This window comes from Clostridium collagenovorans DSM 3089 (genome assembly GCF_900130005.1).
Taxonomy (GTDB): Bacteria; Bacillota; Clostridia; order Clostridiales; family Clostridiaceae; genus Clostridium_D; species Clostridium_D collagenovorans.
Genome location: NZ_FQXP01000019.1, coordinates 1 through 17,681 on the forward strand (window position 1 = coordinate 1; position 17,681 = coordinate 17,681).

13 protein-coding genes, 4 tRNA genes and 1 other RNA gene are annotated in these 17,681 nt (G+C 28.5%); all 18 read left to right on the forward strand.

What is annotated here, in order from left to right; translation table 11 throughout:
• Nucleotides 1-68: 68 nt before the first annotated feature.
• The 18 genes from BUA48_RS14900 to BUA48_RS14985 all read left to right on the forward strand — a co-directional run bounded on the left by BUA48_RS14900 (nt 69) and on the right by BUA48_RS14985 (nt 17,216).
• Nucleotides 69-152: transfer RNA gene (locus BUA48_RS14900), tRNA-Leu, on the forward strand.
• 2 nt (nt 153-154) lie between these two features.
• A tRNA-Gly gene (locus BUA48_RS14905) sits at nt 155-230 on the forward strand.
• An 18-nt stretch (nt 231-248) separates the two neighbouring features.
• Nucleotides 249-322: transfer RNA gene (locus BUA48_RS14910), tRNA-Gly, on the forward strand.
• A gap of 61 nt (nt 323-383) precedes the next feature.
• Nucleotides 384-460 (forward strand) — tRNA-Arg (locus BUA48_RS14915).
• Between the two features lie 444 nt (nt 461-904).
• Complete coding sequence (locus BUA48_RS14920; protein WP_072832855.1) at nt 905-1,363, forward strand: YaiI/YqxD family protein; 459 nt, start codon at nt 905-907, stop codon at nt 1,361-1,363.
• A gap of 282 nt (nt 1,364-1,645) precedes the next feature.
• Nucleotides 1,646-3,199, forward strand: coding sequence for a triple tyrosine motif-containing protein (locus BUA48_RS14925; protein ID WP_072832843.1), 1,554 nt, complete (start codon nt 1,646-1,648; stop codon nt 3,197-3,199).
• Nucleotides 3,200-3,622: 423 nt separating this feature from the next.
• Nucleotides 3,623-4,339: a pseudouridine synthase gene (locus BUA48_RS14930; RefSeq protein ID WP_072832844.1), complete on the forward strand. Its 717-nt coding sequence runs from the start codon at nt 3,623-3,625 to the stop codon at nt 4,337-4,339.
• Nucleotides 4,340-5,247: 908 nt separating this feature from the next.
• A complete protein-coding gene (gene rnr / locus BUA48_RS14935) occupies nt 5,248-7,479 on the forward strand; it encodes a ribonuclease R (protein WP_072832845.1) in 2,232 nt (743 codons plus the stop codon).
• A gap of 677 nt (nt 7,480-8,156) precedes the next feature.
• Nucleotides 8,157-8,609, forward strand: a complete 453-nt coding sequence (locus BUA48_RS14940; RefSeq protein ID WP_072832846.1) for an FMN-binding protein — start codon at nt 8,157-8,159, stop codon at nt 8,607-8,609.
• A gap of 415 nt (nt 8,610-9,024) precedes the next feature.
• Nucleotides 9,025-9,561 (forward strand): 2'-5' RNA ligase family protein, encoded by a 537-nt coding sequence (locus tag BUA48_RS14945; protein ID WP_072832847.1) that lies wholly within the window; start codon nt 9,025-9,027, stop codon nt 9,559-9,561.
• A 622-nt stretch (nt 9,562-10,183) separates the two neighbouring features.
• Nucleotides 10,184-10,654 (forward strand): SsrA-binding protein SmpB, encoded by a 471-nt coding sequence (smpB, locus tag BUA48_RS14950; RefSeq protein ID WP_072832848.1) that lies wholly within the window; start codon nt 10,184-10,186, stop codon nt 10,652-10,654.
• Nucleotides 10,655-11,426: 772 nt separating this feature from the next.
• Entirely contained in the window at nt 11,427-11,612 is a 186-nt protein-coding gene (locus BUA48_RS14955; RefSeq protein ID WP_072832849.1) for a hypothetical protein, read from the forward strand.
• Nucleotides 11,613-12,025: 413 nt separating this feature from the next.
• Nucleotides 12,026-12,356, forward strand: a transfer-messenger RNA (tmRNA) gene (gene ssrA, locus BUA48_RS14960).
• 417 nt (nt 12,357-12,773) lie between these two features.
• Nucleotides 12,774-12,959: a hypothetical protein gene (locus tag BUA48_RS14965; RefSeq protein WP_072832850.1), complete on the forward strand. Its 186-nt coding sequence runs from the start codon at nt 12,774-12,776 to the stop codon at nt 12,957-12,959.
• Nucleotides 12,940-13,956: a DNA cytosine methyltransferase gene (locus BUA48_RS14970; protein WP_072832851.1), complete on the forward strand. Its 1,017-nt coding sequence runs from the start codon at nt 12,940-12,942 to the stop codon at nt 13,954-13,956. The genes BUA48_RS14965 and BUA48_RS14970 overlap by 20 nt, the downstream gene beginning before the upstream one ends.
• 3 nt (nt 13,957-13,959) lie before the next feature.
• Nucleotides 13,960-15,486: a DNA cytosine methyltransferase gene (locus BUA48_RS14975; protein WP_072832852.1), complete on the forward strand. Its 1,527-nt coding sequence runs from the start codon at nt 13,960-13,962 to the stop codon at nt 15,484-15,486.
• Between the two features lie 54 nt (nt 15,487-15,540).
• The gene (locus BUA48_RS14980) at nt 15,541-16,827 is read left to right on the forward strand and encodes a protein NO VEIN domain-containing protein (protein WP_072832853.1); all 1,287 of its coding nucleotides are present in this window, start codon (nt 15,541-15,543) and stop codon (nt 16,825-16,827) included.
• 80 nt (nt 16,828-16,907) lie between these two features.
• Nucleotides 16,908-17,216: a hypothetical protein gene (locus BUA48_RS14985; protein ID WP_072832854.1), complete on the forward strand. Its 309-nt coding sequence runs from the start codon at nt 16,908-16,910 to the stop codon at nt 17,214-17,216.
• The last annotated feature ends 465 nt before the right edge of the window (nt 17,217-17,681 follow it).

Below are 17,681 nucleotides of genomic sequence, written 5' to 3' on the forward strand. Positions count from 1 at the left end.
TCAGTCGGTAGAGCACATGACTTTTAATCATGGTGTCCGGGGTTCGATCCCCCGGTGGATCACCAAATGCAGATGTGGCGGAATTGGCAGACGCACTAGACTTAGGATCTAGCGCCTTAGGCGTGGGGGTTCGACTCCCTTCATCTGCACCAATGCGGAAATAGCTCAGTTGATAGAGCGCCACCTTGCCAAGGTGGAGGTCGCGGGTTTGAGCCCCGTTTTCCGCTCCAATTTTAAAAATAATCCATGCGGGTGTAGCTCAATGGTAGAGTTCCAGCCTTCCAAGCTGGCTGTGAGAGTTCGATTCTCTTCACCCGCTCCATTACCATATAAGAATGGTAACGCAAATAAAGTTCACTTAAGCTTAGAAATAAGTTTAAGGAGCACCCATAGCTCAGTTGGATAGAGCGACAGACTTCGAATCTGCAGGTCGCAGGTTCAAATCCTGCTGGGTGCACCAAGGAAATGTACATATAACGTAGGGTAGAACATCTTATACTTCACTAAGCGGGCACTTAGTGAAGTATTTTTTTATTTTTTGAAGTTTTTAAGGTTTAAAGATACTGGGACAGGCTTTGAAAAGATTTAAAAAAGGTCTAAGTAGATTTTAAGTTTAAGTAGATTTTAAATAGAGAACATTATAAAGGGTATATTAAAATATAAAATTATAAGATGTACTTAGGATTAAATTTGTAATATATTTGATATAATAAGTATAGAAAATACATGGATAAATAAATAGGTTGAAATTAGAGAGGGATATTTACAATAAAACATTGGATTTAAATAACATAAGGAATTTTAATTGAGATACTAATATTAGGATACTGATTATTAGGAGAATGAATTTAAGATTTAATATTGAAAAGTGTATATTAGAATTAAGAAAGGAGTAGAAACAACAATGAGAGTAATAGTTGATGGAGATGCATGTCCTGGTAGAGATTTAATAGAAAAGGCTGCAAAGGAAAGAGATGTAGAAGTTATTATATATTGCAGTATAGATCACATGATAGTCAGTGATTATGCAGAGGTAAGGTATGTTGATAAAGGATCACAAATGGTGGATATGAAGGTAAGTAATGAAGCTAAAAAGTATGATATAGTTGTATCTCAAGATTATGGGGTAGCAGCAATGGTTTTAGCTAAAGGGGCAAGTGCTATTAGCACTAAAGGAAAGTTATTTACTAATGAAAATATAGAAGGATTACTATTCCAAAGACATATATCAGCCAAGGTTAGAAAATCAGGCGGGAGGTATGCTAATCCTAAAAAGAGAACTAAGGATGATGATGATAAATTATATGAGAATTTATGCAGACTTATAGATAGAAATAAGATACTTTGCCAAAATGAAAATTAGTTTTATAATAGAATATGTACATATGCAATATGTGCATAAGGAATAAGTGAGAAGTATAAAAATATGATCAATAAATTTGTATAAGTATTTATTTAAAATGAGTGCTTAATACATAAAACGAGTGAATATTTGACCTTTGAATAAATAATTTATAGTTAATTATCTATATATGAAAAATTTTGTTGATAATTGTGTTACGATTTCCTTTATAGAGTTCTGTTACATATTATGGAAAGGTAGTATAATAAAATAGGAACATAAAGGGAATTGGGGGGCCAAAATATGAATGAATTTAACATAAAAATTGAAGAATTTAGTCCTCAAAAGAAAGATCGAATAAAATTATTGATTACTATAGAGAATGAGGGGAACGAAGAATTATTATATAAGGTTTTGATAGGTCATAATGGCAAATGGAGTTTAATTAGAGATTATTCCTTAGAAAATAAAGTTATTTGGGAGGGAGACCTTAAGGGGCATTATATGGTTATGGTTCAAGCGAAGGAAAAGTACAGTAATAAACCTTTTGATTATACAGAAAGGATTGAGTACGTTATAGGACAGGAAGAAAATAAGGAAATAGAAAGAGATTTAGAAATAACCTCATTTGCTTGTCTTAATGAGAAAAAGATTACAGGTGAATATATAACATTTGAGGTAGCTACAATACAAAAACCATTTAGGTCGGTACTTTATAAGTTTATTAAAATTTCTGAAGATGGGGATATGGAAATTATAAGAGATTACTCTGAGGATAATTATCTATCTTATATAGAAAAGTTACCAGGGAAATATAAATTATTGGCTATTGTAAAATATAGTGATAGTGATAGGGAATTTGATGATAGAGCAGTGGTTTCTTATGAAGTAAAGCCTTGTGATAAGGTATTCATACATAACTTCACAAAATTCAATAAGGAAACTAATGAAGTTGAAGAAATAGAAAATCTATATAATTCAGGGGTTATAGGTTCAGAAGAAAGATATAGAGATATAGCAAATAAACCAACGTATCTTAGAGACAAGCTATTATTAATAGAAGCTCAATATGGAGAAGGTATAGAAGAATTTTCATTTCTTGTGAAGAAGGATGGTAAGGTTATACATTCGGATAGAAATATTTTAAGAAATTATATTTATTTTACTCCAAATGAAAATGGAAACTATGTAATTGAAACAAGAGTAAAGGATAATAGAAGTGAAGAGTGTGTTGAAGGAATAGCAGAATTTAGAGTTTTGGATTATAGACCAGCTTCTATTGAATATGTTCTTAAAAGTGCAAGTAGTGGATATATTGTTGGTAAAAATATATGCTTTGAGACTATAACAGATCGTAATAATGAAACTTTATGTAAGTACAAGGTATTTATAGATGGAAACTTTGTTGAAGAAGTAGAATACGATTACAATAAGCAATTTGTATTTGTTCCAAGATGTGCAGGTAAATATTCATTCCATTTCTTAGTTAAGAATGAAATGAGTACAGCTGAGTATGATGAATTAAAGGTTGTTCAGCTATTTGTACAAGAAGAAGTTAATATAGAGAATATAAGAATAGTATGTGATAAAGAAACTATTGTAGAGGGGGACCCAGTTACATTCTTTGCAGAGTGTGATGGAGAAGCATCTCCTTTATATGAATTTTATATGATGACTAAGGGTGAATGGAGAAAAGTACAAGGATATAGTAGAAAAAACTATTATACATTTATACCATTTAAGGCTGATGTATATAGATTTTTAATGTTGTGCAAAAATCCAAAAAGCGATAATGAATATGATGCTTTTTCACAATGTGAATTTAAAGTTGAAAAATACAGAGAAGTTTGTGTATAATTAATATGATGCGCTGATATATTTGGTATAATATATACTAAGTATGTCAGTTTTTTATTTAAGTTAATTATTTATAGATTTATGATTTAAGAATAAAGGCTAGATTTATGTAACAATAAGTGAATTAATAAATTATTATTAGATAAGTTACAGATTTATAAGGTTTTTAAAATAAAGCTATGATATAAAAAGTATATAGATTAAGAAATTAGCTACTAATGAAGCTGAATGTAGAAATTACATTACTTAAGAAGTAAGTATATGAGACTTATAGGATTCATTCTAAGTTATATAATAGCTGATGTTCAGATTAATTTGAGTATATATTGTATAATTAGAGTATATAAGTACACTTTTAATAATGAGTTTATAAATTAATAAATAAGCACATAATATAAATGTAGAGGAAAGGACGTTTTACATATGGAAAGATTAGATAAGGTATTAGCTAATGTTGGCTATGGAACTAGAAAAGAAGTTAAAATACTAACTAAAAAGGGTGAGGTATTAGTTAATGGTAAAATAGTTAAGGATAGTAGTGCTAAGGTAGATCCTTATAAGGATGACATAACTGTATCAGGTGAGAAGGTATTATATAGAGAGTTTATATATTTAATGATGAATAAACCAGATGGAGTTGTATCAGCAACCTTTGATAATTACGATGAAACAGTTATTGATTTATTAGATGAGGAGTATAAGGTTTTTGAACCATTCCCAATAGGAAGACTAGACAAGGATACTGTTGGATTGCTACTTATAACTAATGATGGTGCATTGAATCATAAACTTATTTCACCTAAGAATCATGTAGATAAGGTATATTATGCTGAAATAGATAAGGCAGTAAATGAGAAAGACGTTGCGGCCTTCAAAAATGGTATTGTTTTAGATGATGGATACAAATGCATGCCAGGTAAGTTAGAGATATTAAAGGCTGATGAGGATGGCTCAGAAGTGTTAGTCACTATACAAGAAGGAAAGTTCCATCAAGTAAAAAGAATGTTTAAAAGTAGAGATAAAGAAGTTGTATATTTAAGAAGAGAAAGTTTTGGTCCTTTAAAGTTGGATGAGAGTATAGATGAAGGATTTTTCAGAGAGTTAACTCCAGAAGAGGTAGAAGCACTACAAAGTGTATAAAGGTTCCCACCACATCTTTCGACAAGTTAACAAAAAGTTATTAAAAAAATTTAAAAAATACTTGAAACATATTAAAAAGTTTATTATAATAATAAATGTAGATGAAGTATAAAAGTACCCCCTTTTATATATTAATCAACAACTCATCCCCAAAAAGATAATAATTCATGTAGCAAAATATCGAAAATCCCCTGATATAAGGTACCTAGCTTAGCTTGGTACCTTATACACTTTATATGGGGAAATCGTAATTCAAATTTCGAAGATACTACCTTAAAATGGTATAAATTTAGTCGGTGTGCATATCTATATTAAAATCTAAAAAAGTATTTTTCAGTTGAATTAAAAAATAAAATTAATAAAAATCACTAAAACATTGTAATATAAGGACTTTAAAACTATAATAATGTAAGTAGATTAATTTGGAAATAAGATGAAGATATTTTTTATTATAAATTTAACTTTAAGGATTAGAATTTAATATGATAAATTTTATTAAAGTATAAATTATTTATAATAGAGTTGTGCAAAATACATGTAGTCAAATAAATTAATTATATATAGTCTTCAATTGATAGTTTATATATGTAGTTATAAGCTTATTTGTTAAATCGCTAAATTGAAATCTACAATATTATCTATCATTTATTGAAATATATAATTAAAAACATTTTTAAGATTTAAGAAGATTATAAGAGAGTTTTATGTTAAAACTTTCTTATAGAGAAATTGAGAAAATTATTGAATTTAGTTATAGCATTATATCTTTAATTAATGAGGAGCTATGCTATTTAATTGACATAAATAAAATAAGTAAAGACCTTTGAGAAAACGGGGCATATAATAAGTTAATAAGAGATGCAGCAATGCTATTAAGATGTGACTTTAAGAAGAAAGGAGAAAATTAAATGAAAGAAATTAGAGAGATACTATTAAACTTCATGACAGAACAGGCATATAAGCCTATGAATTTAAAGGAACTTTCTAAAGTTTTTGATATTCGTAAGGGCGAATTGAAAGACTTTAAAAAGATTTTAAAGTATATGGAGGAAGATGGAGAAATAGTTCAAACAACGGAAGAGACATATGCATGTCCAGAAAGATTAGGACTAGTAAGAGGTAAATTCCAAGGACATCAAAAGGGATTTGGCTTCGTAATTTGTGAAGAAGAAAGACCGGATATATTTATACCTATTTCAGGGGTTAACAGTGCCATGAATGGAGATAAGGTATATGTAAGAATAGAGAGAGAAGAAGCTAATGGTAGAAAGTGTGAAGGTGAGATAGTTAGAATTATAGAAAGAGCCAACACTGTTACCATAGGAATTTATGAGGACAGCAAAAACTTTGGATTTGTAGTGCCTGATGATAAGAGAATATATAACGATATATTTATACCTAAGGAAAAAAACATGAATGCAAAATCAGGTCAAATAGTTGTATGTGAAATTTACAAGTGGCCAGAGAATAGAAGAAATCCAGAGGGTAAAATAATAGAGGTCTTAGGTAATAAGGGAGATAGAGGTTTAGATATTCTTACTATAATAAGAAAACATAAGCTTCCTGAGGAGTTCTCAACTAAGGTTTTAGACTATGCTGAGGCAATAAGCGAAGAAATACCAGATGCAGAATATAAAAGAAGAAAAGATTTAAGAGATGTAATGATGGTAACTATAGATGGTGAGGATGCAAAGGACTTAGACGATGCTGTATCCTTAGAAAAACTTCCAAATGGTAACTATAGTTTAGGAGTACACATTGCTGACGTTTCTCATTATGTTAAAGAAAAGAATCCACTGGATAAGGAAGCTTTAAAAAGAGGTACATCAGTTTATTTAATTGATAGAGTTATACCAATGCTACCTAAAAAGCTTTCAAATGGAATATGTAGTTTAAATCCACAGGTGGATAGATTAACTTTAAGCTGTATAATGGAAATAGATTCAAAGGGTAAAGTTGTATCTCATGAAATAGCTGAAAGTATAATAAGAACTAATGAAAGAATGACTTATACAGATGTAACAAAGATTTTAAGAGATAAGGATAAAGAATTAATTGAGAAATATGATTATTTATATGAAACTTTTAAAAACATGGAAGAGCTTTGTGGCATTTTAAATAAAAAGAGAATGGACAGAGGCGGTATAGACTTTGACTTTGAAGAATGTAAAATAATATTAAATGAATTTGGAAAGCCTATTGATATAAAGCCATATGAGAGAGCTGTAGCAAATAGAATGATAGAAGAGTTTATGCTTGTAGCTAATGAAACAGTAGCGGAGTATATGTACTGGACTAAGGTTCCATTTGTATATAGAATTCACGAAGATCCAGATGAGGAAAAACTAATGCATTTTGCTGAGTTTATTCATAATTTAGGATATATATATAAGAATACTCAACAGGTTCATCCAAAACATCTTCAACAAATATTAGAAGAAGTAAAGGGTAAAAAGGAAGAAGTTGTAGTAAGTACTTTAATGCTTCGTTCTATGATGAAGGCTAAGTACTCACCAGAGTGTATAGGACACTTTGGATTAGCAGCTAGATACTATTGTCACTTTACATCTCCAATAAGAAGATATCCAGACTTAATTATTCATAGGATAATTAAGGAATATATAAATGGAAGAATCGACGAAAAGAAAATCACTAGATTAAAGGGTGAAGTTGAAATAGCATCACAACAATCCTCAGAGAGAGAAAGAGCTGCTATGGAAGCTGAGAGAGAAGTAGACGATTTAAAGAAAGCAGAATACATGAGCGAGAAAATTGGAGAAGAATTCACAGGAATCATTTCTTCAGTTACAGGCTTTGGATTATTCGTAGAGCTTCCTAATACAATTGAAGGATTAATTCATATAAATAATTTAGATGACGATTATTATATATATGATGAAAGACATCTTTGCTTAATTGGAGAGCATACTAAAAAAGTATATAAATTAGGTGAAGAAGTAAAAATAGTTGTAAGTAAAGTAGATTTAGATAATCACGAAATTTACTTTGAGTTTGCAAAAGAAAACAAAGAAGATGCAAACTTTGAAGAAATAAAAGATTATATAAGAAACATGAAGGAAGAAAATAAAACTAAAGAAGTAATTGTAGAGAATGAGACATTACATGAAGATTTAGAATAAAAGTATAAGAGCTTAATGAATAAAAAATATAAGTATAAGTTAAATAAACTTAATAACTTATATTTATATATTCAATATGTTCATGTGAAATACTGAAGTTTAGTTAATAACTAAAAAATGTAACCTACAGAGTAGATATTAAAAAATTTACTCTGTAGGTTTTTTCTTTGTACATATAAGCCCTAATTAATATTCTACATTTATATTAATCCTTGAATTTATTCTATAATGAATCTTATATATAAAAAGAATGAAGATGATTTATTAGAATATATATTTTTCAATATTAAATCTACATCGTGGTAATTTATTATATATTAAATTTTTTATGGTGATAAAAAAGAATAAAATGGGAAATTTATGACAAAATATTCTTCAATGTTAAGTAATAATTAAATGATAATTATTAAATTAACAAAGAATGCAGGAAAAATGTCTTTACATTTTATAAAAAAATTCAATTTAAATGGAAAAATGTCTAAATATTAAAAAGTAAAACCTTTAACGAATACTCAAAAGTGCAAAAAAAGTTGAAAAATCGAAAAAAGTTACGAAAAAGTATCAAGAAAAGTTTGAAAATTGCTTGTCCTTGTGTTAAAATAATATTAAATTTGAAACAACATTATTTACTTAAGGGTTATTATTAATTATTTTATTTAAGATCAGGAGGACAAGCAATGAAAAAGGCACTATCGCTAGTAGCGGCAGCAGTATTATCATTATCGGTTTTAACAGGTTGTGGGGGTTCATCTTATAAAGATGGAAACTACAAGGTAGCATATGACAAAGAGGATTCAAAGGGCTGGACAGCTTTTGTAGAAGTAGAAGTTAAAGACGGAAAAATAGCTAATACAGTATTTGACTACAAAAACGCAGAGGGACAATTTAAGTCTAAGGATGAAGCATACAACGAGAAAATGAAGAGTGTATCAGGAATTGGACCAGATGAATTCACAGTTAAATATGCTGAGCAATTAACTAAAAACCAAAATCTTGAGAAAGTTGACGTAGTTACTGGGGCAACATCATCTAAAGATGATTTCGAAGCTTTAGCAAAAGAAGCTTTAAAATTAGCAAAAGACGGTAAGACTACAGAAGCTACAGTAGCAGCACCTGAAAAAGCTAAATAAGATAGTTTATTATTAGAGATATCGAAAGATATCTCTTTTTTTATGTTTTAGAATCAGAGAGCTTTATAAATAATTCTAGCGATTTCTTGAATATTGTTGCTCTTTGATTGAATTATATGACTAAGTTTAATGGCATTGCAACCTAATATATATCTTGTTATCTTGAAGTGTTTGCTGACTAGAATACTTTAAAACTTATAAAGATAAAACCTGTTAGTACACGCTAATATATTTCAGATAATAAGTAAAACAGATGAATTTTCATTAAGAACAATTAGGTTCTAATGAAATAAGAATATGTTGAAAATGTATGAGCTTTTAACTGTTGGAAAAATATAGATACGTATGATATAGTTAAATAAAAAAAAGCAAATCATAATTATAATTATCTGAAAAGTTAGAAGGGGATAGTAGAATGCAGTACGCAATAGAACTTTATTATGATAAAAGTACAGAGCAAAAAATATTTAATTTGGCACAGAGAATTGCTGATGAAAAATTAAGTACAAAATTTTTTGAGTGGAAAACACGTCCTCATGTAACATTGGCATGCTTTAATAATATTGACGAAGCGAAATGTATAGACATATTAAAAGGTTTTGCAACTAAATATAAGAGACTACCAATATGTATTGATTCCGTTGGAATGTTTAATGATACAAAAACAATATTTGTTTCACCAACTATGAATAAGGAGATGTATCAATTACAAAGTGAATTACATGATTGTATGAAAGAGTTTGATATAAGTGGTTGGGAGTGGTATTCTCCAAACTCTTGGGTTCCACATTGTACAATTGCACTTACTGGTGAAGATGATGAAGAGGTTTTTTATAAGGCGAGCAATTTGATATTACATGAGTTCAAAAAAATGTGTGGAGAGTTTGTAGCTGTTGGTTTGGTTAAAATTTCATTTCCAGTAAACGAAATATATACAATAGAGTTATGTTGATAAGTTATAATCTATCTATTATTACCTAGGTATAATTTAAATATTTTACGAATAAATCAAACCAGCAACAGTATTGCTGGTTTTTCATCCTATAAAGTTATATTATTATTTTTGCTAAAATCAATACTATATTAAAGACTTTCATGATTTTTAATGAGACTATACTTAAATAAGGGCATATATTAAACTTCTGTATGATAATATAATAGATCAAGATAGTAATTATTTTAAGGATAATATGGAAATAAAAAGGTTGTTTTTTACATTCAAGGTTTATAAACCTAATATATATGAAGAATTATAAGTATATGTTTAATAATTAAAATGATAACTATTATGTTAAAGGTGAGCAAATGAAAGATGTATTGATGAAGAATGCTACATATAAAGAGCAATTTGCAAATATTGACTATAAAATATGGGTATATTATAATTAAGTAAACATAATGAAACAATCAAATAATTTAGTTGATATGTTGCAAAATGAATTTTAAATATATTTATGACCTAGGTATAGAATGTGAATTAACTAAAGGGAACTAAAGTAGTTTTAAAATTGCAAAGTATATAAGAATATATTTGAATTTGTATTACGGTTAAAAAGAAAAAGTAGGTGATATTAGTGGCTAAAAAGGATAATGGAAATAGAACTCTTGCGGAAAATAGAAAGGCCTTTCATGATTATTTTATAGAAGAAACTTATGAGGCAGGTATTTCCTTAGTAGGTACAGAGGTTAAGTCTATAAGATTAGGTAAAGCAAACTTAAAGGATAGTTATGCACAAATAAAGGATGGAGAAATCTTTATATGCAATATGCATATAAGTCCTTATGAGCAAGGAAATATATTTAATAGAGACCCATTAAGAAATAGAAAATTATTAATGCATAAAAATGAAATTCTTAAATTAGATGAAGATGTATCAAGACAAGGATATACATTAGTACCTATAGCTTTATACTTAGTAAGAGGAAAAGTTAAAGTGAAAATAGGTTTAGCAAAGGGTAAACATAATTACGATAAGAGAGAAGCTTTAAAAGAAAAATCTGCTAAGAGGGAAATAGATAAGCAGATGAAAGAAAGATACAGATAAAATTAGAGTATATAAAGGTGGTTTTCCGACAATAAGGAAAATCACTTTTTTTATTTCTTAGGAAATAAAAAGAAATATGATGAAGTAAGAAAAAGTAATTTGGAATAAAATGTAAAATATAACCATTAAGATAAGGTAAGCTTAGAGATAGGTATATGGGTATAATAAGTTTGGCAAAGCATATGAGTTTTTTTACAATTTATAAGTAGGTAAGGAATTGTAAATATATCTTGCATTAAATAAACTTCATTCATATTTTATAGCATAAAAAATTTAATATGTAATAAATTACGATGATGTAGATTTAATATTGCCAAGTATATATTATTTTTAAAGTTCATATTTATAGAAGATTAGTTTTTGAGATTTCTATAATTAATATATAACTATAAGAGTAGTAATAGAATATAGCATAGACTAAAAATATATTTTCTAAAATAATATTAAGGTATATGAGAAGCTTGTATAAAAAGTTCAGCAATATAAATATCAAACAAAATTTTAAAATGAAGATTTTAAAGTATAAATACTATATTAACTAATAGTTAATGAGTTAAGAAAAACTTAAGAAAAGAATAATAAGGATGTCATAGAAAATTATAGAATATATTATATAATATATATAAGTGATAAATTTAACTTGCAAAGAAAGTAAAAACTCCTACTTATAATTACTATATTAAGATAGCAAGGCACCTTAGGATAGTTAAAAGTAATAGATTTTAGTGTGAAATCTCTATTATGTGGGGAACAGAATAAGGGGGTCTATATTATGGAACTAAGGCATGTACATTATAAAATACTTAATAAAATAAGGAATAGTGAAGAACCTTATAGATTAGTAGAAGAGACAAATAAGGAAGACGAATTAGCACTAAGAGATTTAATAGATGAAGATTATGTGAAAAAAGAAATCTTTACTGGAAAGCTAAAAATTAATGAAGAGAAATTTGAGTAATCTAAGTTAAAAGAAAAGGTAAGTAGGAGTTTGTTTTTAAAACTTGGATTGTTAAAATACATCTTCAGAAAATAATCTTAATTATATTTAGAGTTAACATTAATTATAGAATAAATAAAAGCATTATTAAGAATCTAGAATATTAAGTTAGAACTTAGATATAGTTATAGGCAATAATCAATAAGTTTAATTTATAGATAAACTTAAATTATATTGAAGTGTTGAATAAGATTGCATACAAAGTTAATAAAAGGCTATATATTAATAAAAAAATTTCAATAAAATCCCATAAAATCATAAAGTATGTAATACAGTAAACTGAATAAGTTGACAAAGAGAAGAGAATGTAATAAAATTAATATACAATTTAATTAACAGCTAAACAGCTTGTTAGTTATCCTCATGGGGGCGCATATGGCTTTCGACGGGGGTAAGTTACATCTGGGAAGCGAGCCGAGGGAATTCTGGTCCCGCGTAAAAAACTAGAAATTAAAGATAAACGCAGAAAACAATTTTGCATTAGCAGCTTAGTAGCTGCTCGTCCTACCCTTGAGTCCCACGGCTTGGACTAGGGCGTCATTTAGTGGGGAACCGAGTCTAACAAAGCTTTGAGTTAGAAACGGAATTTATGAAGCTACTAAATCTAGAATCCTGTTAGTAGGAGTCTAGAGGAGGGAATGTTAAAATGCTAACTGCGCTCGGAGATGCCTAGGTGGGGCTATTTTCGGACAGGGGTTCGATTCATAAAAGAGTCGCCTTGGGAAGTGATTCCTAAGTGATAACTTGGCTTTATCGGTGAAACCATAACATTAAGTTGATGGCAATACCGAGTGGTATGTGAAGAAATTCAACAGCCACGTATCGACTCATAGGCTTCTAAATCTTTTAAAGACATGAAGCACTAGGATAGAAGTTTCAAACTATACTATGACTTCTATAATACGCCAAGGTTCTTATACAATAAGAACAAGATATAGTCAGTGCTATTAGAAATAATAGAACAGCATGTCCCCTCGCCTCCACCATGAAACCCTCGACAATACAGATTGTGTTGTCGGGGGTTTTTTATTACACATAACAGAACAAATGTTCCTAAAATTGAAAAACGATATTGTTTTTCAAACTACAAAATGATAATATGTTATGTAGGAGGCGATATTATTGTCGAAAGGTGGCAAACGTAATAATAGTGGAAGAAAAAAGATAGGTACAGTTATTAATGTAAGAGTAGAAGATGATATAGTTTATAGAATTGATAAGGAATTTGAAGGGAAAAGTAGAGCGGAAAAAATAAGGGCTTGTTTAAAGAAAGGATTGGATACTACCTATGGAAAGAATAAAGTATAAAAATAGGCATTTAAAAACAGTAAGTTTATTTGCAGGAGCTGGTGGATTGGATTTAGGATTTTTGAATGCAGGATTTGATATTATATGGGCAAATGATGTTGATAAATATGCATATGAGTCGTATAGACATAATATATCTGACCATATTGTATTAGGGGATATAAATCAGTTATTGGATGACATACCTTCTCATGAAGTTTTGATTGGAGGGTTTCCTTGCCAACCGTTTAGTATGATGGGGCAACAATTAGGTTTTGAAGATGAAAGAGGAACATTATTTTTTACTATAGAACAAATAGTTAGAAAACATAGACCTAAAGTTATTGTTTTAGAAAATGTAAAAAATTTAGAAACACATAATGGAGGAGAAACTTTTGCTAGAATGCAAAGAATTCTTAGAGATGAATTATTAGATGATAATGGATTAGGCTACAGTGTTTTTTACCAAGTATTAAATAGTGCGGATTTTGGAATACCACAAACTAGGAGAAGAGTATTTGTTGTTGCTTTTGACAGAGGATATTTTAATAATATAAATTTTGAATTTCCACAACCAATAGAACTACAACAAGATTTACGAGATATATTAGATGGTAATGTAGATAAAAAATATTTTTTAAGTGAAAAAATATTACCAACAATATTATCACATGGAACTGGTAATTACTATTCTAAATCAGAAATAGACTTAAGAATTGCAAGACCTTTATGTGCAACAATGCATAAAATGCATAGAGCTTCGCAGGATAATTATGTTACAGATATTGAGAATAGAAGAAGATTTGAAGATACAGAAGAAAAAAGAATATCTAATGTTAGAAGACTAACACCTAATGAATGTAAAAAGTTACAAGGTTTCCCAAGTGAGTGGGAAATAAATGTATCTGACACTCAAGCATATAGGCAGTTCGGAAATGCTGTTACTGTTGATGTAGCGTATAATGTTGCTATGCAAATTGTTAGAGCTTTAAATATTACACTAGAAATTGAGGGATAAAATATGAATAATATAAATAAGTCGGAATTTAGTTTGTTCGATAATATAAATTCTCTAAGTGAAAAGAAAAAAATAAAAGCTATATTAAAAGATTTTATAGAGTGTATATGCGAATTGTATGAAATAAATAAAAATACTAAAATACATAATCTTGAAATAAATAATGATGTAATTGAATTTTTAGTACAGTTAGGTATAATAAATAACTCAGTTGAGCTCAATACATTAAATAATTTATTAGGAAAGGATTATAATTCATTTATACATGTAATTAATAAATTTTTAGAATTAGATGTGGAAATAGATAGTTTTTTAAAAAAATATATGGATTTTTATAGAAAACAAAGTGTTATATCTTATTTACAGGATAATAAAAGTCCAACACTTGTAGACTTTTTCTGTGGAGCTGGAGGAATGAGTTTAGGTTTTTCGCAGAATGGATTTAAGGTATTGTTAGCAAATGATATTGAAGCTGTTTGTACAGAAACATATTCATTTAATCACTTAGAAATGCCTAGGAATAGAATTATTACTGGAGATATAAGAAATATTGTAGATAACGTAGATGAGTATGTGAAAGATAGTGTTGATGTTATAATTGGTGGTCCACCATGTCAAGGATTTTCTATGGCTAACAGGCAGAGGATAATCGATGACCCAAGAAACATACTTTACAAATATTATGTAAAAGGTGTGGAAAGATTACAACCGAAGTTTTTTGTAATGGAAAATGTTAAAGGAATGTTAAGTGTAGCAGAACAAGTTAAAGAAGATTTTCACAATTTAGAGGGTGAAGATTATGATGTAGCTTATCATTTGTTTAATGCAAAAGAATTTTCAGTGCCCCAAAATAGAGAGAGACTTATATATATAGGTATAAGAGCAGATATAAGCAAAAAAATAAACAAAACAGCTAAAGATATTATAGAAGAAATAGAAAATGGCACCAAAAACATTAAAAAATATATTTTGGAAGATTCTATATATGATTTAAGAGAGCTAGAAGCTTTAACAATAAAAAATGCTACAGAATTAGATACAGAGGAATCAGGTAGAAAAATTGAAAACAATAGAGTTAATATAAATTCAGATTATGTTAATCTTATAAATCAGAATAGATTTAGTAAATTGGTATTTAATCATAAAGCACGATATAACAATGAAAGAGATATAGAGATATTTGGAAGGATGCTGCCAGGTGATAAATCAGATAGTGAAAGAATAGCAGATATTATGCCATATAAAAGCAGAAATGACATCTTTAAAGATAAGTATTACAAATTAAAACCAAATGAAGTATGCAAAACAATAACTGCGCACATGAAATTTGATTGTAATATGTACATTCATCCATACCAAGCAAGAGGGTTAACACCTAGAGAAGCGGCGAGAGTTCAATCTTATCCAGATGACTATATGTTTTTAGGGTCTTATACTAAAACTTATATGCAAGTAGGAAATAGTGTTCCACCGTTAATGAGTAGAGAAATAGCAAGAGTTATTAAGAATAACATTAATTTACTATTATAGTATTGAATTAATTGGGAACAGAGTATATAATTCTCCTATAAAAGGGGGAATTATATGCTTAATAATATTAAACTTATAACAATAGATGATTATGTAAAGTTAGTACATAATTTTCTGGAAAAATTAGGAACTGATAAATCGATAATAGAACAGATAAAAACAGAGGATTTTGAAAAAGGGTTATATATTAAACTGCCAGATGTATGTGTACTAAATCACAGCAATAGATTAGATGGAAGTAGTAGTCATCAAACACATATACATATAACAAGCAGAAATATGAATTTCTTTTATAATGAGGAATATATATATTCTGTAAAAGAATCAACAGACGATATTGATATTCCAATAGTATTAGTTAATACTAATATTGACTATTTACAAAGGTCTAGATATTTTAGACGTAACGGTAAAATGGAAGAAAGTGAAGCTCAATCTACTAAGCAGTCATGTTTTATAGAGACTAATACGGTTAAGAAAATATCTAAAAGGAATAATCAATCACCGCAAGTTCAGTTATCTAAAAAAAGAAAAGATGGAAAAGAATTTAAGATAATAAGAGATATTACTTTTACAAGAGATATAATGTTATTTTTAAAATATAAAGGTGATGAGGAACGATATTTATTAGTAGTTATTCCATCTACTGATTATGTGGCGTATGACGAAAGTGGTTTCTGTGAAGTATCTAAAGTACAATCTAAAAAAGGACAAGCTATCAATGATGATATTAATGAAGTAAGTACAATATTAGAAGAAAATTCAGAATACAGAAGTGATAGTAATGAAATAAAAATAGATATTAATCAATTAGAAGATAATGAAGTACAACTAATTAAGGGACATCCTAGCTATATAGAAATTCCTAATAGTGAAAATAAAAAAAATGTAGTAAATAAAAAAAGAGACTATATTAATGATGCAGAAAAGAAAATGATTATTGGAAATTTTGGTGAAAAACATATATTTAAATTAGAAAAATTAAAACTTCAATTAAGTGGTTATGGAAGTTTAGCTGAGAAAGTAAAGTGGATATCTAAAGAAGATGATAGTAAGGGATATGACATATTATCATATGAAGTAAAAGATAATGAGATTATTACTAAATATATAGAGGTTAAAACAACTGTAGGAGCAGATAAGCCTTTTGAAATAAGTAAAAATGAAATAGAGATGTCTAAAATATTAAATGTTGAAAAAAATTCAAAGTATGTTATAGCAAGAGTTTTCAATATTAATATAGAAAACGGAACTGCTGAGTATTATTTTGTAGATGGGCAGATTGAAGAAAGTTTTAACTTGATACCGACAGTTTATAAAGCATACTATAAAAAGAGATAGTTTTGTAAATTTAAAATATAATATAAATTTTCAAATATATATTATAATGATGTGAATATTATATTATAGGTGAATTATATATGGATAAAGATAGAATTAAGATAACTGAATTTCTTCAATGGAATGATAAAAATGGTTGTTACACAGATGAAAATTGTGATTTAGAGGAAGTTCCAAGAATGACCTATGAAGATGCAGTAAAGTATTTCTTTGGAGTTATGAATGATGATTTTTATTATGGTATAGCTGATAATATTTTTGAATTATCTTATGATGAAGTAATTAAATATGCAAAAGAAAATAATTTTTATAATTCAACATATAAAAAATTAGAATTATTAATTAATAATAATGAGCCAACAATAGAATTTTATAAAAGTTTAGTTTAGTAAAGTTCTTACTTGTATTAAATATACAGGTAAGAGTTTTTTTGTGTGCCCAGCATGGGTTTAATCTTAAGGGTGTAAGTCCCTAACACGACCTAGTAGTGGTAAGTGTATAGCCTAAGACAAGGGTGTCCACCGTGAGGTGGAATCTGAAGGAAGTCGGCGGCAAATCTCTGGTCTGACGGATAGAAATCACATATAAGGCAGTATCTATGGGTAAGGTTGCCAAACAAATCAAAGCCCAATAACTACTCGAAAATAGGTAATGTAAATGTGGCAGATAGATGGAGAGAAAGATTAGGCTCTTACCTGGGGAGATCTGAGTGACATGCTATGTATGAAAATGAACTTTTTCACTTAGTAACCTATACCGAGAGGTATAACTGAACATTCAGAAGTCAGTTCAAGTCATAGTACTGTAGGAGCTTCTTCGAAAGTTGAGGTTAGGGAAGGACTTGACGGTAATTA

Bases quoted from the DNA above. Each gene is read 5' to 3' on its own strand.
- BUA48_RS14925 (WP_072832843.1), top strand. From the start codon at position 1,646: ATGAATGAATTTAACATAAAAATTGAAGAATTTAGTCCTCAAAAGAAA.
- rnr (WP_072832845.1), top strand. From the start codon at position 5,248: ATGAAAGAAATTAGAGAGATACTATTAAACTTCATGACAGAACAGGCA.
- BUA48_RS14930 (WP_072832844.1), top strand. From the start codon at position 3,623: ATGGAAAGATTAGATAAGGTATTAGCTAATGTTGGCTATGGAACTAGA.
- BUA48_RS14955 (WP_072832849.1), top strand. From the start codon at position 11,427: ATGGAACTAAGGCATGTACATTATAAAATACTTAATAAAATAAGGAAT.
- BUA48_RS14920 (WP_072832855.1), top strand. From the start codon at position 905: ATGAGAGTAATAGTTGATGGAGATGCATGTCCTGGTAGAGATTTAATA.
- BUA48_RS14975 (WP_072832852.1), top strand. From the start codon at position 13,960: ATGAATAATATAAATAAGTCGGAATTTAGTTTGTTCGATAATATAAAT.
- BUA48_RS14980 (WP_072832853.1), top strand. From the start codon at position 15,541: ATGCTTAATAATATTAAACTTATAACAATAGATGATTATGTAAAGTTA.
- BUA48_RS14945 (WP_072832847.1), top strand. From the start codon at position 9,025: ATGCAGTACGCAATAGAACTTTATTATGATAAAAGTACAGAGCAAAAA.
- BUA48_RS14940 (WP_072832846.1), top strand. From the start codon at position 8,157: ATGAAAAAGGCACTATCGCTAGTAGCGGCAGCAGTATTATCATTATCG.
- BUA48_RS14985 (WP_072832854.1), top strand. From the start codon at position 16,908: ATGGATAAAGATAGAATTAAGATAACTGAATTTCTTCAATGGAATGAT.
- BUA48_RS14970 (WP_072832851.1), top strand. From the start codon at position 12,940: ATGGAAAGAATAAAGTATAAAAATAGGCATTTAAAAACAGTAAGTTTA.